Here is a 21,508-nt window from a genome sequence, read left to right as displayed (position 1 = left end):
AAACGTCATCAGACGGAGCGACGGCAAAGGGCCGCATTATATCGGCCCTTTGCCCGTGGTACAGCGTGTTTATGTGATAGAAACAGTCAATTAGACGGTCTGCACTGTCATTTTCGGGAAAACTCGACGAATGTCGCCAGCACTTGCTCGATCTGCGCCCGGCTGACGTCCAAGTGAGTAACCATGCGCAGGCGCGAGGCAGCGCTCAACGTGATCCCGCGCTCGGCGGCAAACGCCTTCAAGGCCTGTGCCCGATCCCCGATATCCACGTAGACCATGTTGGTCTGCACCGGCTCTACCGCGTAACCGGCCTGGCGCAGTTCATCGCCCAGCCACTGGGCGTTGGCGTGGTCATCGGCCAGGCGCTGTACCTGGTGATCCAAGGCATACAGCCCCGCAGCCGCCAGCGAACCGGCCTGGCGCATACCGCCGCCGACCATCTTGCGCAGGCGGCGTGCCTTGGCGATCAATGCCGTGGCGCCGCACAACACCGAGCCAATCGGCGCGCCCAGGCCTTTGGACAAGCAGACCGATACGGAATCGAAATGCTGGGCAATGTCCCGCGCATCCACGCCCAGCTTGACCGCCGCGTTATAAATACGCGCACCATCGAGATGCAACGCCAGGCCATGCTCGCGCGTAAACGCACGCGCCTTCACCAAGTACTCCAGCGGCAGCACTTTGCCCTGCAGGGTGTTTTCCAGCGCGAGCAAGCGGGTGCGGGCGAAGTGGAAGTCATCGGGTTTAATCGCCGCCAGCACGTGGTCCAAGTCAAGGGAACCGTCGTCCTGCACTTCCAGCGGTTGCGGCTGGATCGAACCGAGCACGGCCGCGCCACCGCCTTCATATTTGTAAGTGTGAGCCTGCTGCCCGACGATGTATTCCTCGCCGCGCTCGCAGTGAGCCATCAACGCGAGCAGATTGCTCATGGTGCCGGTGGGCACGAACAACGCTGCTTCGAACCCCAGGCGCTCGGCCAACTCGGCCTCCAGGCGATTAACGCTGGGATCTTCGCCATAAACATCGTCGCCGCTGACGGCACTGGCCATCGCGTCAAGCATGCCGGGGGTGGGTTGGGTCACGGTGTCGCTACGCAGGTCGATCACAGACATGAAACGCGCCTCTAACGGGTTAGGTAAGTACCTTTTATGAATGATTACTGCGGGCAAAGCCACGCAATATCAAGCCCCACGTAGCGTCAATCGAATACCCACCAAACAAACCGATATAGGTTATCGATGCGGCGATCGTGCAGTTTTTGAAAAACCATGTTAAAAACTCTGCGCCGCCAGGGTTCTGGCGGCAACGTTCTCAGGGCGGGGTGCAATTCCCCACCGGCGGTAATTGCACGCAATGGGCATAGCCCGCGAGCGCTTGGCGCCTCGAACTGCTCACGCAGGACGGCGACAAGGTCAGCAGACCCGGTGTGATCCCGGGGCCGACGGTCATAGTCCGGATGAAGAGAGAACGGGATTGGCACCTAAGGGCCGCGCGCCGGGTTCATGCTTGCATGACGCAGCGCTTCGTACCCTTAAATCCCATTCGATTCATAACGCCCTGTTTTTTTCTTAAACAGGAGTCAGAACATGCAACCCACCGCAATCGACAGCAAAAGCAAAAACCATCACGGCGAACGTGTCGCGTTTAGCCAGGCCTGCTGGCACAAGGATATTGTCGACCAATCGCGTAAAGGCTTCCTCGCCGAAATGATCGCCCAGGGCTACCAGGAATCGGACATCGATTTCTTTGAAGTCGGCGGCGCCTTTGAATTGCCCCTGCACGCCAAGCTGCTGGCCAAGACCGGCCGTTACGCCGGTATCGTTGCCGCCGCGCTGGTGGTGGACGGTGGCATCTACCGCCACGAATTCGTCGCCCAATCGGTGGTCAGCGGCCTGATGCAGGTGCAGCTGGAAACTGAAGTGCCGGTGTTCTCGGTGTCCCTGACCCCGCATCACTTCCACGCCGGCAGCGAGCACACCACGTTCTTCTACGAGCACTTTGTGCACAAGGGCCAGGAAGCTGCACGCACCTGCGCCGATACGCTGCACAAGGTCCGCGCTATCCGTCGCAGTGAACCGCGCGCTGTAGCGGTTTAAGCAACACCGCAAAACAAATGTGGGAGGGGCTTGTGTGGGAGTCGGGCTTGCCCGCGATAGCATCACCTCGGTGTGTCAGTCACACCGCGGTGATGCTATCGCAGGCAAGCCAGCTCCCACACAAGCCCGCCCCCACAGTTGGATCCGACCAAGCCTTGAGATTTATGCCAGGCCAGCATCCGTGGTCGGCACAATCAATATCCCTGCCCGCAAGCCATTTTTCACCTTCGGGTTGGGGAAGATGATGCGTGCGCCCTCCTCCTCGATCACCCAACGGGTCTTGGCCACGTCTTCGGCCAGCAGATAACCCTTTTCCAATGCCGAAAAGTTTTCCACGTCCGCCGGCAAGTGCAGCAGGAAAGCATCACTGTGCTTGATCACTTCGCGCGACACGGCGAACAGCTGCAAGCCATCCAGGCTCTCGGTCTCGGGCTCGGCGCCCTCAATGATCTGCTTGAGCCGGGTTTCCAGGCGCGAAACATTCACCCCCTGGTTCTGCCCGAACGGCCGCGCCTTGCCCAGCTCCAGCGTGAAGGCTTCGGCGTCAAGCTGCTCGCAGGTAAACGCGGTGAAGGTGATCGAGGTTTTATTCTGCAACAGCACCGCTTGCATGCCGGCGGCGCACAAGCGCGCCAGTTCGTGGCGTGAGTGCTGGCGGCCTTCCTTCCACGGGTAAAGCGCGAACTGCTCGATCTTCGAACCCCGAATAGCGGTATGCAGGTCGTAATGCAGACGCGAACGGCCAGGCAAGCTGAAGAAGGTGCGGGCCAGTTGCTCAAGCTCGGCGGCGCGCATGGCCTCCGGGCCGATGTTTTGTTCATGGCGGCCGTTGAACAGCCGGTTGACGTCCAATTCGAGGTAACGCTCACCGCGGCGCATGGCCTCCGGGTTGCCGAACAGGAACAGAATTCGATGGCGGGGTTTGATCTCCCCACGGGCAATGCCATGCAACAGGCGGTCGAGCAGTTCGATCGGCGCGGTTTCGTTGCCATGGATGCCGGACGACAGCAGCAGGTCGCCGCCGTTGTCCTTCGCTTCAGGCGGGCGCACTTCGAGCGCGCCCTCGCTGAGCCAGCGCATCTGCACGCCGTCGACAGTCAGTTGAATTTTTTGCGCCGGTTCGCGACCGGCGAGGGTCAGTTCAAGCAGTTTGCCGAGGGCGAGCATCAGCAGCTTCCTTAGTGGTTGCAGCCAGGGCCGTGGACGTGATCGTCGTCATCACCTTCAACGTCGGCCGGTTCCATTTCCAGTTGCAGGCTCATCAGGTTGGTGGCCAATGGGCGCACCAGCAGGTTGGCGTATTCGGCGTCGCCCTCTTCCACGTCCACGCCGATCAGCAGTTGGCCACGGCCGTCGTGCTGGATCCAGATTTCTTTGCCCTGCCACACCACGGCGACGCGGGTGCAGGAGGTTTCCAACTGGGTGCCGTCGGTGTCTTCAAGGATCAGTTTCAGGGTGTCGGTGGTCATAAATAGTTCTCAGCCGTGCGGAATTAATTGATCTGGAAAGGATAGACCGAGCCCAGTTTAAGGATTTGCGTCAGTTCATCCAGTGCCGTCCGGCACTCAAGCAGCAATTGCGGGTCAGCCAGGTCGGTTTCACGCAGGCTGTCGCGGTAGTGCTTGTCGACCCATTGGGTCAGCGTTTCGTACAACGGCGCGGTCATGATAACGCCTGGGTTCACTGCCGCCAGCTCGGTTTCGTTCAAGGCCACGCGCAAACGCAGGCACGCTGGGCCACCGCCGTTCTGCATGCTTTGCTTAAGGTCGAAGACTTTCACTTCGCGGATCAACCCACCGGAGGCCGTCAGGCCTTGCAGGTAGCGCCAGACGCGCTCGTTGGCGCGGCACTCTTCCGGCACGATCAGCAGCATTGAGCCGTCAACGCGGGTCAGCAACTGGCTGTTGAACAGGTAGGAACGCACGGCGTCCTCAACACTGACCTGGGCGCGTGGTACGCACACCGACTGGAAGTTGCCGCCCAACTTGCCCAACTTACCTTGCAGCTCGCCCAACATCTGCTCGGTATTGAGGAACGCGTCCTCGTGATAAAACAGCACCTCGCCGTTGCCCACGGCGATCACGTCGTTGTGGAACACGCCGGCATCGATCACCGACGGGTTCTGCTGGGCGTAGACCACGCCGTCGTCCTTCAGGCCGTGCAGACGTGCAACGGCCTGGGACGCTTCAAGGGTCTGGCGCGCCGGGTATTTCTGCGGCGCCGGGTAACGGGTGTCGAACGCACTGCGGCCGAACACGAAGAACTCGACGCCGGCCTCGCCATAGTCACGGCAGAAACGCGTGTGGTTGGCCGCGCCTTCGTCGCCGAACTGCGCCACTGCCGGCAACGCGGCGTGGTGGGCAAAGTGCTTCTGGTCGGCAAACATCGCCCCCAGCACGCGGCTGGTGGTCGGGTGCTCGATGCTGCGGTGGTATTTGCAGTTGAGATTGGCGGCAGTGAAATGCACGCGGCCATCGGCCGTATCGGCGCTTGGGCTGACCGTGGCGGCGTTGGCCACCCACATGCTCGACGCCGAGCAGCTGGCAACCAGCAATGGCATGGCTTGCTTGGCGGCTTGCTGGATCACCTGAGCATCGCTGCCGCTGAAGCCGAGATTGCGCAGGGCGGCTACGTCAGGACGTTCCTGCGGCGCCAGCACGCCTTGCACAAAGCCCATGTCCATCAGCGCTTTCATTTTTTGCAGCCCCTGCAACGCCGCTTCCTTCGGGTTCGAAGACTGCTGGCTATTGCTCTGGGACGCGACGTTGCCGTAGGACAACCCCCCGTAGTTATGGGTCGGCCCCACTAGACCGTCAAAATTGACTTCATAGGATTTCATCGGCGAGGCTCCACGAACATCTGTTTTATAGGCATCGAGTGCAGATCTCTATCTGTAACCCGATCAAGTGTGGGCGCTGGCTTGCCTGCGATGCAGACGACTCGGTCTTTCAGCTGGACCGAGGTGCTGCCATCGCAGGCAAGCCAGCTCCCACATTAGATCAGTGTCACCTTCACTTCAGCGTAATGCCTGGGGTCAGCGTTGCTGGAATCACCAAGCTCGGGGTCTCAAGCGAGGCCACCGGGTACGCGCAATAATCCGCCGCGTAATAAGCGCTGGCGCGATGGTTGCCCGAGGCCCCTACCCCACCGAACGGCGCGGTGCTGGCGGCGCCGGTCAGCTGTTTGTTCCAGTTGACGATACCGGCACGGCTTTCCAGCCAGAACTGCTGGTAGCGCGCTTCGGAATCCGACAACAACCCCGCGGCCAAGCCGTACTGGGTGTTGTTGGCCTCGGTGATCGCCGCGGCGAAATCAGCGTAGCGGATCACCTGCAACAGCGGGCCGAACAGCTCTTGATCTTCGCGCTCGGTCACACCGGTCACATCGATAATGCCTGGGGTCAGCAACGCGGCCTGATCCTGGGGCTGGGTCATTTCCAACAGCGCCACGGCGCCATTGGCCAACATCAATTGCTGGGCGTCCATCAAGGCCTTGGCCGCGCCGAGGGAAATCACCGAGCCCATGAACGGCGCCGGCTGTTGGTCAAATGCGCCGACTTCAATCGTCGCGCTGACCGCCACCAGGCGCGCCAGCAACGCATCGCCCCAGGCGCCTTCCGGCACCAGCAGGCGCCGCGCACAGGTGCAACGCTGGCCGGCAGAAATAAACGCCGACTGGATGATGGTGTAGACCGCCGCATCGACGTCGGCCACTTCGTCGACCACCAACGGGTTGTTGCCGCCCATTTCCAGGGCCAGGATCTTGTCCGGCCGCCCGGAGAACTGTTGATGCAGGTGGTTGCCGGTGCGGCTCGAACCGGTGAAGAACAACCCGTCGATACCCGGGTTGGCGGCCAGCGCAATCCCGGTTTCGCGCGCGCCTTGCAGCAGGTTCAACACGCCCGCCGGCAAGCCGGCTTCGACCCAGCACTGCACGGTCAGCTCGGCGACTTTAGGGGTCAGCTCGCTCGGCTTGAACAGCACGGTATTGCCCGCCAGCAACGCCGGGACGATATGCCCGTTCGGCAAGTGGCCCGGGAAGTTGTAAGGGCCGAACACCGCCACCACACCGTGGGGTTTGTGGCGCAATACAGCCGTGGCGTCGCCCAGCGGGCCGCTCTTCTCGCCAGTGCGTTCGCGGTAGCTCTGCACCGAGATCGCGATCTTGTTGGCCATGCTGGTGACTTCGGTGGCCGACTCCCACAGCGGCTTGCCGGTTTCTTCACCGATGCAACGGGCGATTTCATCGGCGCGGCTTTTCAAGGTGGCGGCGAAGGTTTCCAGCACGCTGATGCGCTCTTCCAGCGGGCGCCGGGCCCAGCCGGGAAACGCCTGGCGCGCAGCCTGCACGGCGGACTCGACCTGTTCGGCGGTGGCGCCATTGCCGGCCCACAGCACCTGCTGGGTGACCGGGTTGCGCGATTCAAACAGTTCACCCTGGCCAGCCAGCCAGCTACCTGCGATATACAGCGAATTCATTATTTCGACTCCCGAGCAGCAGACAACGCAACAGCACGCACTTGATCACCCACCACCAGTTGCAGGCGTTTGGCGGTCTGCGGATCGACCACCAAGGTGCCTGCCGCCAGCCGGGCCGGAGCGGCCGTGATGCGGCACTCCTCGCGCTTGCGGTTATGAATCAGGAACGGCGTGGCGTCGTCCCCCGGCGTGCCGATGGCAAGCACCAGTGACTGGCTGTCGCGCACCGCACGGATTTTGCTGGTTTCACACTCCACCGCCGGGCCGGCGTCGAAAATATCGACATAGCCCTGGTAGCTGAAGCCTTCGCTCTTGAGCATGCTCAGCGCCGGTTCGGTGTCCGGGTGAACCTTGCCGATTACATGGCGCGCGTCTTCAGACAGGAAGCAGCTGTACAGCGGAAACTTGGGCATCAGCTCGGCAATAAACGCCTTGTTGCCTACGCCGGTGAGGTAGTCGGCCTGGCTGAACTCCATCTTGAAGAAGTGTCGGCCCAGGCTTTCCCAGAACGGCGAACGCCCGGCCTCGTTGGACACGCCGCGCATCTCGGCAATGATCTTGTTGCCGAACAGCTGCGGGAATTCCGCGATAAACAGCATGCGCGCCTTGGCCAGCATGCGGCCGTTGAGGCCGTTGCGGTAATCGGCGTGCAGGAACAACGAGCACAATTCAGAATTGCCGGTGAGGTCGTTGGCCAAAAACAGCGTCGGAATCTCGCGGTAGATATTCAGCTCCTGAGAGGCGCTGACGGTCAGCCCGACCCGGAAGTTATACCAAGGCTCACGCAGGCCGACGGCACCGGCGATGGCGGAAATGCCCACCACACGGCCTTCGTCGTTTTCCAGCACGAACAGGTAGTCGGCATCCCCGCGCCCGGCTTCGCCGCGAAAGGTTTTTTCCGCCCAACCGACCCGGTGGGTCAAGCGCTCTTCGTTGGCCGGCAAGGTGGTGAGGCCGGTGCCGGTGCTGCGCGCCAGATCAATCAGGGCCGGTAAATCGCTGCTGCGTACGGGACGAACGATCATGCTATCTCCTCAAACGGGCCGCCTTGCAGCCACCCGCGAAACTCTCTTTTAACAGCCGTATTTAAACCGCGACCAGGCGCACACTCGCGCCTTCACCGACACCCAAGGCTTCAGCGGTTGCCAGGTCCAGGATCACCGGTTTGCCGGGCGCGTAGTCCAGGTCCAGCATCACGGCGCGGTAGTCCTGCAACTGCGCGTTGCTCACCAGGTACTGACGGCCGGCGCCCTTGACCATCTCGCCGATCTTCACCGGCACCACGCGGCTCTGGGCAATCGAGCGAATGCCCGAGACCCTTGCGTGCAGCGTTGGGCCACCGTCGAAGATGTCGATGTAATGATCGGTTTCAAAGCCTTCACGCATCAGGATGTCGAAGGTGATCTGCGCACGCGGGTGCACCTGGCCCATGGCTTCCTGGGCTTCGTCCGGCAGCAGCGGCACGTAGATCGGGTAATGCGGCATCAGCTCGGCGAGGAACGTGCGGCTTTTGAGCCCGCACAGGCGCTCGGCGGCGGCGTAGTTGAGGTCGAAGAAGTTGCGGCCAATGGCGTCCCAGAACGGCGAGTCCCCGTTCTCGTCGCTGTAGCCGACGATCTCGGTCACCACCGAGTCGGCAAAGCGCTCGGGGTGGCTGGCGACGAACAGCAAGCGGCCACGGGAGTTGAGTTCCGACCACGGCGAACCGACCAGTGCAGGCTCCACGTAGAAACTGGTGAGCAGGCTGTTGCCGGTGAGGTCGTGGCACTGGGAGAGCACGTGGATCTTGTTGTGGATCTTCAGCTCGCGGGAGGCGTGCACGAAGGTTTCGTTACGAAAGCTGTAGAACGGCTCCGAGTAACCGGCCGAGGCCACAATGGCCGAGCAGCCGGCGAGCTTGCCGGTCTCAGTGTCTTCGAGCACGAAGAAATAGCTTTCTTCACCGTTGAAACTGACCTCGGCCGCGAAGGACGCTTCGCTGGCGGCGATCTTGTCGTGCAGGCGTTCCACATCATCCGGCAAGGAGGTGACACCAATCGGGCTGTCCGCAGCCAGACGCTGTACCTCGCCCAGATCAGCCATTTGCGCGGGGCGCATCACCAGCATGGTGTCACTCCTTAACTCGAAAAACTCACAGGAAAAAATGCCAGGCACGAATTTGAAACCCGCGAAGGTCAAGTGTGGGAGCGGGCTTGCTCGCGAATGCGGTGGTTCAGTCACCTGAAATGTTCAATGACACACCGCTTTCGCGAGCAAGCCCGCTCCCACATTGGATCTTCACGGCTCCAATCAAGAGGCCCGGCACAAAAATTTAGGTTCGATGCCCAATCGATTGAGCACCGAACGGCGTATCAGGCTTGCGTCAACGTCTTCACAGCACGTTCAAAACGGTCCAGGCCTTCCTGGATGTCCGCTTCTTCCACCACCAGGCTCGGGGCGAAACGCACCACGTCGGGGCCGGCTTGCAGGATCATCAGGTTTTCTTTCTCGGCCGCGTTGAACACGTCCTTGGCCTTGCCTTTGAACGCATCGCTGAGCACGCAACCGATCAGCAGGCCCATGCCACGCACTTGGGTAAAGATGCCGTACTTCTCGCCGATCTGTTCCAGGCGCGCCTTGAACAGGTCGTGCTTGGCGTTCACGCCAGCCAGCACTTCAGGGGTGTTGATCACGTCAATGACAGCTTCGGCCACCGCGCACGCCAGCGGGTTACCGCCGTAGGTGGTGCCGTGGGTGCCGACCACCAAGTGCTTGGCCAGGTCTTCACGGGTGAGCATGGCGGCAATCGGGAAACCGCCGCCCAGGCTCTTGGCGCTGGTGAGGATGTCCGGCACCACGCCGTAGTGTTGGTAGGCAAACAGGTGGCCGCTGCGGCCCATGCCCGTTTGCACTTCGTCGAACACCAGCAGCGCATTGTTGGCGTCGCACAGCTCGCGGGCACCTTGCAGGTAAGCCAGTTCGGCCGGCAGCACGCCGCCTTCGCCTTGGACCGGTTCCAGCACCACGGCGCAGGTCTTGTCCGACACGGCGGCTTTCAGCGCCTCCAGGTCGTTATACGGCACGTGAGTGATGCCCGTGATTTTCGGCCCGAAACCGTCGGAGTACTTCGACTGGCCACCGACGTTAACGGTGAACAGGGTACGGCCGTGGAAGCTGTTCAGCGCGGCGATGATCTCGTACTTCTCAGTCCCAAAGCGGTCGAACGCCACACGGCGGGCCAGCTTGAACGCGGCCTCGTTGGCTTCGGCGCCGGAGTTGCAGAAGAACACGCGCTCGGCAAAGGTGGCGTCGATCAGCTTATGCGCCAGGCGCAGGGCCGGCTCATTGGTGAATACGTTGGAAACGTGCCACAGCTTGTTGGCCTGCTCGGTCAGTGCACCGACCAGCGCCGGGTGGGCGTGGCCCAGTACGTTAACCGCGATGCCGCCGGCAAAGTCGATCAGCTCGCGGCCGGCCTGGTCCCATACGCGCGAACCTGCGCCACGCACGGGGATAAAGGCGGCAGGTGCGTAGTTGGGAACCATGACCTGGTCGAAATCGGCACGTTGCACCGGGGCTTGCTCAACGGACATCGGAGTCTCCTGAAGAGGAACGCCTGCCTGGAACTGGCGGGCGATGCAGGGATTGTAAGGACAGTTTTCAGCGCCACCTTGTCGCCAAGCGACAACTTCTTATAGCGCCAACCCCGGTTTTACGCGGGTTTACGGCAATGCGACATATTGCGTCGCAATGGCGCAGTGTAAACGGTGCGTCACGTGAGAGGCAGAGGCACGGCCCGCTGATTTTCCTTGCCCCATAACTATCTGTGGCCTTTGCGACCCTCAAGCTTGCTGTGATGGCGGTGACGCCACTCACTGAAGGATCAGCCACGTGCACACACTTACATTAGCCCCGATCAACCTAGGCCTTACCGACGCCGCAAGCAGAGTGCCCGACGGGCCCTACACCGACCTTCCGAAATGGCTTGCAAACGCCTCATGCGACAAGCGCCTAGCCTTGAAAAGCACCTCGCTTGAATTCGCCAATTGGTATGGCGAGGCCGATCGCTTGCAACACTCGCCCCTCAAACGTGCAGTGCAGACGAGTTGGGAGGCGCAAAACCAGGTCGATGCGGCCCTGGCGACGCTCCAATCGCCGCAAGCATTTGCGGCCCCGTTGCTGCAACAAGCCCTCAAAAAGCAGTTTGATGTTGAGTCCGATGTCAGCACCACCTATTTGCGCCTGTATAGCCTTAGGACCTTGCCCCTGCTCCCCATCGAGACGGGCGCCGACGCCTGGACCGTGTCGCTGGTGGCGGCGGCACTGCACAACTTCGACGCAGATGAAAGCAAAACAACGGCGTACACCGCAGAGTCGACCTTCATGATCCAATCGCCCGCCACAATGAAGTTCGACACACTGCCCCAGCTGCGCGACCAGATCAGCATCGCGCAATTCATTGGGCTGTGCCGCAAGCTGGATATCGGCAAGCAATATCAACGCTATCTGAAACATTTTTTCGGTTTCAAAAACCCGGTTCTCAAGGCTCAGCTGCGTAACAAAGTCATCAAGAGCCTGAAAGCCGAGGCGCAAGCCAGCCTGCAGATGGCCCTGCTGAAAAAGGATGTGACGCGCCCGGACGGTTATACACTTAGCCACTTTCTAAAGAGCTTTACCGGTGAGCTCGACGGCAAGACGCTACGCAGCCACGACCTGAGCCTGATGAACGCGCCACTGACCGGTATCGTGCTGTTCGCCCCCGACCTGGAGCTACACCGCAGCGCGGTCCCGATGGTGGCCTATATTCCTGGCGACCCGCAGTCCCCCCTCAAGCATTACGCCAACGGCATAGCGTTCATGCAGGACCTGGCCAACAAGCTACGCAGCACCGACTACCAGGCGTTTTTCAGCCGTTTCGTCAGCCATGAACATCGAGGCTACTTTTTCGCCGACCTCAACAACCGCTTGTCAGCGGTGGTGTGGCACGAGCCGGTCGCTGGCGACCCACGCCCCACCTGGCGCGATGAACCGGTGACCAAACCCAACCTGCAATTTTACGCGACAACAATCACCGGCGACCTCTACGAGCATCTGTATGAGAACAAGCTCAACAAACTGCTCAATGATGGGCGGGTGACAGCCGTACCCACCGCCGACGCCGATAGCAAGGCACGCTGGCGGCGCTGGGATATTGCGCAAAAAATCGGTGAAACTATTTTTGAGATCGCCGCGTTCATCGCCGCCCCCTTCATTCCACCGTTAGGGTTGGCGATGCTCGGCTATACCGCCTATCAACTGCTCGATGACGTTTTCGAAGGCATCATCGACTGGGCCGAAGGGCTCAAGAAGCAGGCATTCGGGCACCTGATGTCCATCCTTGAACAAGCCGTGCAACTGGGCATGTTCGTGGTTGGCGTACCGCTTGTCGAGAACCTGCTGCGAGAGGCGCTCCCGAAGGAGCTGTGGGACTTTATTGACTCGCTGCTGCCGGTCACCGCCACCGGCAAAACCCGGCTTTGGAAGCCAAATCTGGCGCCCTACGCCCATGACATTCAACTGGTCACAGGGTCTCGCCCCGACCCGCAGGGATTGCATGCCCATGAAGACAAACAGATCCTGCTACTCGATGGGCAGCATTTTTGCGTCGAACAACAGTCGGGCAACGCCTACCTTGCGCATCCCACCCGTGCGCACGCCTACCGTGCGCCGATAATCAGCAATGGCAAAGGTGCCTGGCTGACGCCACTGGATCGCCCGCTGACGTGGGATCACACCACCCTGCTGCGCCGCCTCGGCCCGCCAGCCGACAGCATCAGTGAGGCGGGCCTTAAACACGCCCAGCGCATCAGCGGGACTGACGATGACGCCCTGCGCAAAATGCACATGGACCACCAGCCGCCCCCGCCCCTGCTGGTCGACACACTCAAGCGCATCAAGATCGATGAGCAGTTACAAGCCTTCATCGACCAGATGAACAGTGATGCCCCCCTGGTTTATCAAAAAGCCGACCCCCAGACCCAACTGTGGCTGCTGAGCCAGACCGGGCTATGGCCCGCGTCCAAGACCTTGCGGTTTCTCAACGCAAAGGGGGAGACGGTCTGGGAGCATGGAGGCCATGAAAACGCCGCCGTGGCGCAAATACACGAAGCCCAGATGAGTAATGGCGACCTGCTGAAAACCCTGCTGGAAACCCTGGATGAGTCAGAGCGCAAAACCTTGCTCGAAGAAGAACTCGGTGGCCCCCTCCCCCCCATGCACGTGCGCACCGCCACATTGCGCAAACGCTTGGCACGCCAAGCCCAGGACAAACGTGCCGCTATGTTTGACTCGCGCTATCGAAAAACTGAAATAACCGATAATGCACGCCTGCAAAAAATCATCGACGCCACCCCGGGTCTGCCAACCAGCGCTGCCGAAGAAGTATTACGCAGCGCCACCGGTCAAGAGCTGCTGGACATTGATCAAGGTAGCGTGCCCACACCGGTGATTGACCGCGCACGCTGGGCCGCCCATGAAGTGCGAATCAGCCGGGCCCATGAAGGGCTGTACAGGCACGCCATGGAAAGCAGCGACACCCATCGGCTCGCCTTGCATTCGCTGGAAAACCTGCCGGGATGGTCGCCGCAGGTGCGTCTGGTCGTCACCGAATTCAGCCGTACTGGCAAGGTACGAGATGCTATCGGCAGCCCCCAGGCACCGATTAAACGCACCCTGGTGCGCACTGCCGAGGGCGATTACATCCCCGAGGACGACAAGGGCACGCTGCTTGGAGAAACCGACTTCTACACAGCCGTCCTCCAGGCCCTGCCTGACACGGAGCGGGATGCACTGGGCATTCATATCGGCCAAGGCCCGCTGCTGAGGCAAACCTTGCGTCAACACACACTGACGCGTGAAGCGCTTGGCACCTTGCTGGCCGAACATCCTGTGCGCAAACCTTTTTACGACCCGAACCTGATGCGCCTGCCCGGTGGCATGGAGGGCTACGGCGCCGCGCCGGCCCCACCCGGCAACAGCCCGGAGGCTGATTTATTACATGACCTCTATCCAAGCCTGAACCCGGCACAAGTGAGCAATGTACTCAACTTCATGCGAACGCAGTCCGGCACGCCCCTACGCACGCTTCAGTCCATAAAGAACGAGTTTTTACAGTTCGAAAACGACCTGTCGACCTGGCGCCTCAACCTCCCGCAAACCCTTCTTGGCACCCGAATACCACTCACTCCCGCGAGCCTCGCAGACCAGCAACTCAGCCGCTGGATGTGGACGCACCAACTGATCCGCGCCTGGCGTCATGAAACCCCAGTAGACCCAGGCTTCAGAGACGGCCGCCTATTGCAGCTCGACTCCATCTACGGCGAGCTCCCGACACTGAATACGCGCTTCATTCACATCTCCAACCTGAAACTGACGGGCTACCACACCACCCGAGGCACAGGCGACTTTCTGCTTCACTTCCCCAACCTGCGTACGCTGGATATCAGCGATATTGCCCTCAACACCATCCCCCCAGAGGTTATAGGACTCGCCCATCTCAACAGCCTGACGATGCGCAATTGCAACCTGAACCTGACCGCTCAAAACCGGGCAAGCCTTGCCACGTTGACCGGGCTTCGAAACCTGGACCTCGCTAACAACGCTCAACTGTCGCTCTCCCCTGACCTCAGACGCATGGCCAACTTGCAGACACTGAACCTGAGCCGAACCCAGATTTCGCTCTTTCCCGAAGGCTTGGTCAATCGCCCTCAGTTGACGAGTGCCGACCTCAGCCACAACTACTTGAGCAGGCTACCGGCCGACCTCTTCAACCTGCCCGGTGAAACCGCCAGAGCCTTTGATTTGTCAGGCAACCCACTCTCACGCGCCACGCTGGAGCAAATCAAAAGCTATTGCCAGAGAACCGGTGAACACTTTGGCGCCGACGCTCATCCTGCTGAACGTCGGCTGGTTCAGGAGTTCTATCCCACCTACACCCTCGATAAGGCCAATAACTTTATTTTCAGGCTACCCGGTGGCCTGGATGACTCAATGGCAATACTCGTACGTTTAAAAACAGACTACGAGAGCCTGCAAGCAGACTTGGGAGAATGGTCGGTAAACGTACCCGAACAGCACCCGTTCACGGGCGCGCCGATGGACCAAGAGACACACGCGCACCAACAAGACCTTCGTGACCAATTCAAGGCATCGCTGGAGGAAGGCTGGCGACGGGAAACCAGCCTGGATTTGGGGCAGGTGCCAACGCAAAACTTCCACGTACTGAAATTAGCAGTGCCGCTGCTCGGCGATTTGCCGGTACTGAGGGTCGATTTCGACCCTATTTCGAGGCTGGAACTGATAGGCGCGGACACCACATCGATCCCCGAGGGGTTTCTCGAGCACTTTCCCAACCTGGAAAGCCTGTTTATCCACCGGTATACGTTGCAAGACATTCCCGCCGGCGTCTTCAAGCTACCGAAACTCAAAGCGCTCAACCTGACGCAAAGCACTATCCGGTTGACGCAAAAAAGCGCCGCAGAACTGAGCGACCTGCACACGCTTGAATCCTTGGACCTGAGTCACAACACCGATCTGGGAATTTCCCCCGACGTCAGCAAAATGTCCAGGTTAGAGACCTTGATGATCGAAAACGCCGGCCTTACCGAGCTCCCCATCGGCGTGTTCAACCTGCCACGGCTCGAGGTACTGAACGTGAGCAACAACCGAATAACCGAGCTTCCTGACGACCTGTTTGAATTAGACGCTGACATGGCTGACGGCTTCAATTTCAGCGGCAACCGCTTCTCGCCGGGGACAATAGCCAAGCTGCGCCATTATTACCGCCGCACGGCCGTGGACTTTGGCGTACCCGAAGCTCGACAGCCCCTGCCAACGTTCGACGACACTGCGTCCGAAGAAGAGGGGGAAGAGTAAACAGGCTCAGCCGCGCTCGGAAGGCACCGAGGACAGTTCAAACGGGCTGCTGCTGCGCCGCTGGTTGCGGTCTTCACGCGGGGTCGCGCCAAAGAAGTTGCGGTAGGCGCTGGAGAAGTGCGGCCCCGAGGAGAACCCACACGATAAACCGATCTGGATGATCGACTTGCTGGTTTGCATGAGCATCTGGCGGGCCTTGTTCAGGCGTAGCTCAAGGTAATACTGGCTGGGGACGCGATTGAGGTATTGCTTGAATATTCGTTCAAGCTGTCGTCGTGACACGCACACGTGCTGGGCGATTTCGTCGGTGGTCAGCGGCTCTTCGATGTTGGCTTCCATCAACAAAACCGCCTGGGTCAGCTTGGGATGGCTGGAACCCAGGCGGTTTTGCAGTGGAATACGCTGGCGCTCGCCACCTTCGCGGATGCGCTCCACTACCAGCTCTTCGGAGACGGCACCCGCCAGTTCGGCGCCGTGATCGCGCGCCAATACCGCCAGCAACAGGTCGAGTACCGACATGCCACCGCAAGCGGTCAGACGATCACGGTCCCAGTCAAACAGATGGCTGGTGGCGATCACCTTGGGGAAACGCTCGGCAAAATCGTCCTGCCAGCGCCAGTGCACGGCGGCGCGATAGCCGTCGAGCAAGCCCAATTGAGCCAGCGGGTACACACCGGCCGACAAACCGCCGATCACACACCCTGCGCGCACCAACTGCTTGAGCGCGGTGCTCAGCTGGGAGGCGATCACCGTGGGCGGTTCATCCGCCAGCAGAAACAGTTTCTGGAAACCTTCGAGCTTGCCGGCCCATGGTTCGCCCGGCAATTGCCAAGCGCCGTCGGTGGCAGGCTCGGCAAGCAGGAACGACAACTCGTAGACCACGTCCGGATGCACCCGCTGAGCAACGCGCAAGGCCTCCTCAGCCAGCGCAAGCGTCAGTGCTTTTGTGCTGGGCCAAATCAGGAAACCAATTTTGTGGGCGGTCATGGAGGGCTATCCGAAGCGAGTAACAGTAATGAAGACAAGGGCCAATGCTAGCCCGTAAACCAACACAAATCTCAAAACGATGAAGATCCAATGTGGGAGGGGGCTTGCGCCCTCCCACAGGTACTTATTTCAAACTGCCGGACAGGAACTGCTGCAACCGTTCGGACTGCGGGTTCACCAGCACTTCACGCGGGTTGCCGCGCTCTTCAACGATGCCCTTGTGCAAAAACACCAGTTGGTTGGACACTTCACGGGCGAAGCCCATTTCGTGGGTGACCACCACCATGGTGCGGCCTTCCTGGGCCAGGTCCTGCATCACTTTGAGCACTTCGCCAACCAGCTCCGGGTCGAGCGCCGAGGTCGGTTCGTCGAACAGCATCACCTCAGGCTCCATCGCCAGGGCGCGGGCAATCGCCACGCGCTGCTGCTCACCGCCGGACATGTGGCCCGGGAACGCATCCTTGCGATGGCCCACGCCGACTTTGGCCAAATAGTGCTCGGCTTTTTCACGCGCGTCTTTTTTCGACATACCCAGCACGTGCACCGGCGCTTCCATCACGTTTTCCAGCGCGGTCATGTGCGACCACAGGTTGAAATGCTGGAACACCATCGACAGGCGCGAACGCATGCGTTGCAGTTGCTTGGGGTCGGCGGCCTTCATGGCGCCGTCCTTATTGGCCACCAGTTTCAGCTCTTCGTTATTGAGCAGAATCTTGCCGGCGTGGGGTTGCTCGAGCAGGTTGATGCAGCGCAAAAAGGTACTTTTGCCCGAACCACTGGAACCGATGATGCTGATCACATCACCGGCCGCGGCGGCCAGGGACACACCTTTGAGCACTTCATGACTGCCATAGCGTTTATGCAGGTCTTGGACTTCAAGTTTGTACATGCGGTCGGTTCTCACAAAAACAGGTGGTCAGTCGTTGAGCAAGCGCCCGTGACGCAGCGCTTCGCGCCCCGCCACCTTGGCCAGCCAGAAACCCGCTTGGGCATAACGTAGCCGTTCAACGGCAAACAACACCCCCGAGGTGCCCGCGCAGATGATACTTACGCGGTCTTCCAGAGGGTCAATCACTTCAAAAATCGGCTCGCCGGTCTGCACCCAGTCTCCGGCTTTACGCAGGTAACTGATCACGCCGGCATGGGGGGCGAACAACAATTCAGTGCCTTCGAAGGGCAAGCCTTCGCAGGGTTCGTACGGCGGCGCGGGCCATTCGCCTGTGATCAACCCTTGCTCGGCCAGGAACGCGAGGATGCCTTCGGCGTGGAAGATCGCCTCATCGCGGCCGGTGTCGGCCTGGCCACCCAGTTCCAGGGTCGTCGCCAGGCACGCCAACGGAATCTGCGCCTCAGGGAACGCCCGGGACAGGCGCAACCACGGCAGCGAACAGGCCTCGTCAAACGAGCTGCCGCCGGAGTCTTCCGCCAGCAGGCCGACTTTCACGTTCAAATGCGCCGACAGCGAACGCCACTGCGGCCAGTGCTGGGGCAGTGCGTACATGTGCAGCGCCGCTTCGGCGTCGCAATGCAGGTCGAGGACGATATCTGCGCTGCAGGCGTGGCTCAGTAGAACCCGCTGCATGCCTTGCAACTGGCTGCTTGGCTCGGGCAATGCATTGAGCGCATCGCTCATGGCCTGGCGGATCATGCGCACATTGGCGTGCGGGTCATCGCCCAGCTTGCCTTGGAGCAGCGCGGCAACCGGCGCGCTCAACTCGACGAAATCGCGGTTGAAATTCTTGCCGCTGCCAACTTCGAAACGGCCTTGGTGACTGCCTTGCAGCAGTTGGCCAAGGCCCATCGGGTTAGCCACCGGCACCAACTCGATCACGCCATTGAGCGCACCTTGCTGTTCCAGTTCGGTGAGACGCTTTTTCAGCTCCCAGGCCGCGCGCATGCCGGGTAATTCATCAGCGTGCAGGCTGGCCTGGATGTAGGCCTTGCGCTCGCCGCTGCCGAAACGAAACACGCTCAGTTGGCGCTCGCTGCCCAGGTGCCCCCAGGGCAAACGGTGATCGATACGTTCCATATCAGTGCTTCCGTGGCGCCAGGTAGCTCAGCCAGCGGCGCTCGGCCAACTTGAACAGGCGTACCAGGATAAAGGTCAGGCACAGGTAGAACACACCGGCGGTGATATAGGCTTCGAACGGCAGGTAGAACTGAGCATTCACCGTGCGCGCGGCACCGGTAATGTCGATCAAGGTGACGATGGACGCCAGACTGGTGGTCTGCAACATCATGATCACTTCGTTGCTGTACTGCGGCAACGCGCGGCGCAGGGCCGACGGCAACAGGATGCGGCGGTACAGCTTGTAACGCGACATGCCCATGGCCTTGGCCGCTTCGATCTCACCGTTTGGCGTGGCCTTGAGGCTACCGGCAATGATCTCGGCGGTGTAGGCGCTGGTGTTGATCGCAAAGGCCAGGCACGCGCAGAACGTGGCGCTGGACAGCAGCGGCCACACGAAGCTTTCGCGTACGGCTTCAAATTGCGCCAGGCCGTAGTAGATCAAAAACAGCTGCACCAGCATCGGCGTGCCGCGAATCACGTAGGTGTAGAGCCAGGCCACGCCATTGACCACCGGCTGCTTGGACACCCGCATCAAGCCCAGGGGCAAGGCGGCGAGCAGGCCGAAGAACAGCGAGATGGCGAGCAATTTCAGGGTGGTTGCCAAGCCGCCAAGGTACAGCGGCATGGCGTCCCAGATGACGTTGTAGTCGAAGATCATAGATCAGCCGCCCTTACGCCTACCGAGTAGCGCTTCTCAAGATAGCGCAGGGCCAACAACGACACGCTGGTGATCACCAGGTACATCGCCGCCACTGCGAGGAAGAAGGTAAAAGGCTCGCGGGTGGCATCTGCCGCCTGCTTGGCCTTAAACATCATGTCTTGCAGGCCCACCACCGAAATCAGCGCCGTGGCCTTGGTCAGTACCAGCCAGTTGTTGGTAAACCCAGGGATCGCCAGCCGAATCATCTGCGGCACCATCACCCGGAAGAACACCTGAAAACTGCTCATGCCATACGCAAGGCCGGCCTCGGCCTGGCCCTTGGGAATGGCCATGAAGGCGCCACGGAAGGTTTCCGAGAGGTAGGCGCCAAAGATGAAACCCAGGGTGCCGATACCGGCGGCCAAGGGGTTCAAGTCGATATAGTCGTCGTAGCCGAGCAGCGGCGCGACGCGGTTGAGCAAGTCCTGACCGCCGTAGAAAATCAGCAGGATCAGCACCAGGTCGGGGATCCCGCGGATCACCGTGGAGTACAAGTCACCCAGCCAGGCCAACCAGCGCACCGGCGACAGGCGTAACGCGACCCCGATCAGACCCAGAACAATGGCCAAGGCCATGGACGACAAGGCGAGCTGAAGCGTCAACCATGCGCCATCGAGGATGACGGCCCCGTAGCCTTTTAACATGATTCAGGTCCTCGAAAAGGGGGATGAAAAAATGGCGCAAACCGCAGGAATTCTGTTGCTTGCGCCATTCTGGACAGACAGCTAGGACGAGTTACTTAGGGTCAGCGCCGTAAATATCAAAGTCGAAGTATTTGTCTTGGATCTTCTTGTATTCGCCGTTGGCACGGATCGCGGCAATAGCAGCGTTGATCTTGTCCAAATTGGCCTTGTCGCCTTTACGCACAGCGATACCGATGCCGTCACCGAAGTATTTAGGGTCGGTAAAGGCTGGGCCGATAAACGCATAGCCTTTGCCGGCTGGGGTTTTCAAGAAGCCGTCTTGCAGCAGGGTAGCGTCAGCCACGGTGCCATCAAGGCGACCGGCTTCCACGTCCAGGTAGATTTCGTTCTGCGAGCTGTAAGGAACAACGGTGGCGCCCTTAGGCGCCAGGACTTCCTTGGCGAAACGGTCATGGATCGAACCGCGCTGCACGCCGATCTTCTTGCCTTTCAATTCATCCAGGCTGGCGCTGAGCGTGGTGCCTTCCTTCATCACCAGACGCGCAGGGGTCAGGTAGTAACGGGTGGTGAAGTCCACGGATTTTTTGCGGTCTTCAGTGATCGACATCGACGACAGGATCGCGTCGATCTTGCGCACTTTGAGCGCAGGGATCAGGCCGTCGAACTCTTGCTCGACCCAGGTGCACTTGACCTTCATCTCTGCGCACAGGGCGTTGCCGATGTCGTAGTCAAAACCGACGATGCTGCCATCCGGCGCCTTCGAGGCAAACGGCGGGTAAGCCGCTTCGATGCCAATCTTCAGGGGCTTCTCATCAGCGAAAGCCTGCATGGACAGCACGGACAGCGCCAGGGCGCCCAACAGCACAAGTTTCTTCATCTTGGGACTCCATCGGTATAGGGCAAAAAGCAGTATGAGCCGTGGCCCACGATGCGACTTCAGTGAAACCGAATAGCGGTGCTGCGTCCTGCCCCGAATTAATACTCGAGACGACGAGCGAGTGATCGGCATTCTAACGACAGGCCGGAAGTCGATATTTCCTCAATGCGACAACAATTTACAGAAGCACTGAGAAAGCGGTTCCAGCACATTGACAGCCTTTGCTTTTTATGCAAGGACAAAAGACATTAAACCTGTTGATGCTGCAAATTGCGGGCCTATTATTCGCAAACCCTTCTAGCACGGCAAGTCTGGCGTTTAATCTTATTTCTGAGGGTGTCTAAAACGGGGCTTTTCGGGGCACGAACGTAGCACTTTGCCTCAGGTTTGGGCGTGGGGTTACACATTTAGGGCGCCCGGTAACATTCAGAAATGTCCTACGCAGCAAGTCGATATTTATTGGCTTATGGGTTATGCGGATCTGTCAGACCACCACTTCAGCCAGCTTGAAATACCGTCAAAATGTGGGAGCGGGCTTGCTCGCGAATGCGGTGTATCAGTTAGCAGATGGATAGCTGACCCACCGCATTCGCGAGCAAGCCCGCTCCCACAGGTGATTTGCATCGGTTTTCAGAACCCACAAAAAAGCCCCACCCGGCTCACGCCGAATGAGGCTTTGTACCACGCAGCTCGCCTTACGCGACGTTCATGGTCTTGTGCGTTTCAATCAAGTGCGCCACCCCCACCCGATCGGCCAGAACCG

At 60.1% G+C, this 21,508-nt stretch carries 16 protein-coding genes and 1 riboswitch; of the genes, 2 read left to right on the top strand and 14 right to left on the bottom strand.

The window, feature by feature from the left end:
* Window positions 1-107: 107 nt before the first annotated feature.
* A complete protein-coding gene (gene ltaE / locus E0F99_RS14720; protein ID WP_083357156.1) occupies window positions 108-1,112 on the bottom strand; it encodes a low-specificity L-threonine aldolase in 1,005 nt (334 codons plus the stop codon).
* Window positions 1,113-1,303: 191 nt separating this feature from the next.
* Window positions 1,304-1,473, top strand: a riboswitch (FMN riboswitch).
* 113 nt (window positions 1,474-1,586) lie between these two features.
* Here ltaE and E0F99_RS14715 point away from each other — a divergent pair.
* Window positions 1,587-2,096 carry a 6,7-dimethyl-8-ribityllumazine synthase gene (locus E0F99_RS14715; protein WP_130908803.1) on the top strand — a complete coding sequence of 170 codons (510 nt, stop codon included), beginning with the start codon at window positions 1,587-1,589 and terminating at the stop codon, window positions 2,094-2,096.
* 162 nt (window positions 2,097-2,258) lie between these two features.
* Here E0F99_RS14715 and astE read toward each other — a convergent pair whose 3' ends face one another.
* The 7 genes from astE to E0F99_RS14680 form a co-directional block, all read right to left on the bottom strand.
* Complete coding sequence (astE, locus tag E0F99_RS14710) at window positions 2,259-3,263, bottom strand: succinylglutamate desuccinylase (RefSeq protein ID WP_083357155.1); 1,005 nt, start codon at window positions 3,261-3,263, stop codon at window positions 2,259-2,261.
* An 11-nt stretch (window positions 3,264-3,274) separates the two neighbouring features.
* Window positions 3,275-3,565, bottom strand: coding sequence for a topoisomerase II (locus E0F99_RS14705; RefSeq protein WP_083357154.1), 291 nt, complete (start codon window positions 3,563-3,565; stop codon window positions 3,275-3,277).
* A 23-nt stretch (window positions 3,566-3,588) separates the two neighbouring features.
* Window positions 3,589-4,935 carry an N-succinylarginine dihydrolase gene (gene astB, locus E0F99_RS14700; RefSeq protein WP_083357153.1) on the bottom strand — a complete coding sequence of 449 codons (1,347 nt, stop codon included), beginning with the start codon at window positions 4,933-4,935 and terminating at the stop codon, window positions 3,589-3,591.
* 172 nt (window positions 4,936-5,107) lie between these two features.
* Window positions 5,108-6,577, bottom strand: coding sequence for a succinylglutamate-semialdehyde dehydrogenase (gene astD / locus E0F99_RS14695; RefSeq protein WP_162276205.1), 1,470 nt, complete (start codon window positions 6,575-6,577; stop codon window positions 5,108-5,110).
* Window positions 6,574-7,599 (bottom strand): arginine N-succinyltransferase, encoded by a 1,026-nt coding sequence (astA, locus tag E0F99_RS14690; protein WP_083357151.1) that lies wholly within the window; start codon window positions 7,597-7,599, stop codon window positions 6,574-6,576. The genes astD and astA overlap by 4 nt, the downstream gene beginning before the upstream one ends.
* Window positions 7,600-7,660: 61 nt before the next feature.
* Window positions 7,661-8,680 carry an arginine/ornithine succinyltransferase subunit alpha gene (gene aruF, locus E0F99_RS14685; RefSeq protein ID WP_083357150.1) on the bottom strand — a complete coding sequence of 340 codons (1,020 nt, stop codon included), beginning with the start codon at window positions 8,678-8,680 and terminating at the stop codon, window positions 7,661-7,663.
* 245 nt (window positions 8,681-8,925) lie between these two features.
* Window positions 8,926-10,146 (bottom strand): aspartate aminotransferase family protein, encoded by a 1,221-nt coding sequence (locus E0F99_RS14680; RefSeq protein ID WP_083357149.1) that lies wholly within the window; start codon window positions 10,144-10,146, stop codon window positions 8,926-8,928.
* A 424-nt stretch (window positions 10,147-10,570) separates the two neighbouring features.
* Here E0F99_RS14680 and E0F99_RS14675 point away from each other — a divergent pair, with 424 nt between their 5' ends.
* Window positions 10,571-15,466, top strand: a complete 4,896-nt coding sequence (locus E0F99_RS14675) for a leucine-rich repeat domain-containing protein (protein WP_242626909.1) — start codon at window positions 10,571-10,573, stop codon at window positions 15,464-15,466.
* A gap of 6 nt (window positions 15,467-15,472) precedes the next feature.
* Here E0F99_RS14675 and E0F99_RS14670 read toward each other — a convergent pair whose 3' ends face one another.
* The 6 genes from E0F99_RS14670 to E0F99_RS14645 all read right to left on the bottom strand — a co-directional run bounded on the left by E0F99_RS14670 (window position 15,473) and on the right by E0F99_RS14645 (window position 20,745).
* Window positions 15,473-16,453 (bottom strand): GlxA family transcriptional regulator, encoded by a 981-nt coding sequence (locus tag E0F99_RS14670; RefSeq protein WP_057975155.1) that lies wholly within the window; start codon window positions 16,451-16,453, stop codon window positions 15,473-15,475.
* A 124-nt stretch (window positions 16,454-16,577) separates the two neighbouring features.
* Window positions 16,578-17,342, bottom strand: coding sequence for an ABC transporter ATP-binding protein (locus E0F99_RS14665; RefSeq protein ID WP_003214336.1), 765 nt, complete (start codon window positions 17,340-17,342; stop codon window positions 16,578-16,580).
* 27 nt (window positions 17,343-17,369) lie between these two features.
* Window positions 17,370-18,482, bottom strand: coding sequence for a succinylglutamate desuccinylase/aspartoacylase family protein (locus E0F99_RS14660; protein WP_083357147.1), 1,113 nt, complete (start codon window positions 18,480-18,482; stop codon window positions 17,370-17,372).
* Between the two features lies 1 nt (window position 18,483).
* On the bottom strand, window positions 18,484-19,182 hold the full coding sequence (locus E0F99_RS14655) for an ABC transporter permease (RefSeq protein WP_083357146.1): 699 nt from the start codon (window positions 19,180-19,182) through the stop codon (window positions 18,484-18,486).
* Window positions 19,179-19,868, bottom strand: coding sequence for an ABC transporter permease (locus E0F99_RS14650; RefSeq protein ID WP_053257623.1), 690 nt, complete (start codon window positions 19,866-19,868; stop codon window positions 19,179-19,181). The genes E0F99_RS14655 and E0F99_RS14650 overlap by 4 nt, the downstream gene beginning before the upstream one ends.
* Before the next feature lie 91 nt (window positions 19,869-19,959).
* A complete protein-coding gene (locus E0F99_RS14645; protein ID WP_083357145.1) occupies window positions 19,960-20,745 on the bottom strand; it encodes an ABC transporter substrate-binding protein in 786 nt (261 codons plus the stop codon).
* Window positions 20,746-21,508 lie beyond the last annotated feature (763 nt).

Source organism: Pseudomonas antarctica (genome assembly GCF_900624995.1).
Lineage (GTDB): Bacteria > Pseudomonadota > Gammaproteobacteria > Pseudomonadales > Pseudomonadaceae > Aquipseudomonas > Aquipseudomonas antarctica.
The sequence above is the reverse complement of the archived record's forward strand: the minus strand, read 5'-3'. Positions and strand labels throughout refer to the sequence as shown.

What these genes read in the sequence shown, in the direction of transcription:
- ltaE (WP_083357156.1), bottom strand. Translation starts at nt 1,112, where the DNA reads ATGTCTGTGATCGACCTGCGTAGCGACACCGTGACCCAACCCACCCCC.
- E0F99_RS14715 (WP_130908803.1), top strand. Translation starts at nt 1,587, where the DNA reads ATGCAACCCACCGCAATCGACAGCAAAAGCAAAAACCATCACGGCGAA.
- astE (WP_083357155.1), bottom strand. Translation starts at nt 3,263, where the DNA reads ATGCTCGCCCTCGGCAAACTGCTTGAACTGACCCTCGCCGGTCGCGAA.
- E0F99_RS14705 (WP_083357154.1), bottom strand. Translation starts at nt 3,565, where the DNA reads ATGACCACCGACACCCTGAAACTGATCCTTGAAGACACCGACGGCACC.
- astB (WP_083357153.1), bottom strand. Translation starts at nt 4,935, where the DNA reads ATGAAATCCTATGAAGTCAATTTTGACGGTCTAGTGGGGCCGACCCAT.
- astA (WP_083357151.1), bottom strand. Translation starts at nt 7,599, where the DNA reads ATGATCGTTCGTCCCGTACGCAGCAGCGATTTACCGGCCCTGATTGAT.
- aruF (WP_083357150.1), bottom strand. Translation starts at nt 8,680, where the DNA reads ATGCTGGTGATGCGCCCCGCGCAAATGGCTGATCTGGGCGAGGTACAG.
- E0F99_RS14680 (WP_083357149.1), bottom strand. Translation starts at nt 10,146, where the DNA reads ATGTCCGTTGAGCAAGCCCCGGTGCAACGTGCCGATTTCGACCAGGTC.
- E0F99_RS14670 (WP_057975155.1), bottom strand. Translation starts at nt 16,453, where the DNA reads ATGACCGCCCACAAAATTGGTTTCCTGATTTGGCCCAGCACAAAAGCA.
- E0F99_RS14665 (WP_003214336.1), bottom strand. Translation starts at nt 17,342, where the DNA reads ATGTACAAACTTGAAGTCCAAGACCTGCATAAACGCTATGGCAGTCAT.
- E0F99_RS14660 (WP_083357147.1), bottom strand. Translation starts at nt 18,482, where the DNA reads ATGGAACGTATCGATCACCGTTTGCCCTGGGGGCACCTGGGCAGCGAG.
- E0F99_RS14655 (WP_083357146.1), bottom strand. Translation starts at nt 19,182, where the DNA reads ATGATCTTCGACTACAACGTCATCTGGGACGCCATGCCGCTGTACCTT.
- E0F99_RS14650 (WP_053257623.1), bottom strand. Translation starts at nt 19,868, where the DNA reads ATGTTAAAAGGCTACGGGGCCGTCATCCTCGATGGCGCATGGTTGACG.
- E0F99_RS14645 (WP_083357145.1), bottom strand. Translation starts at nt 20,745, where the DNA reads ATGAAGAAACTTGTGCTGTTGGGCGCCCTGGCGCTGTCCGTGCTGTCC.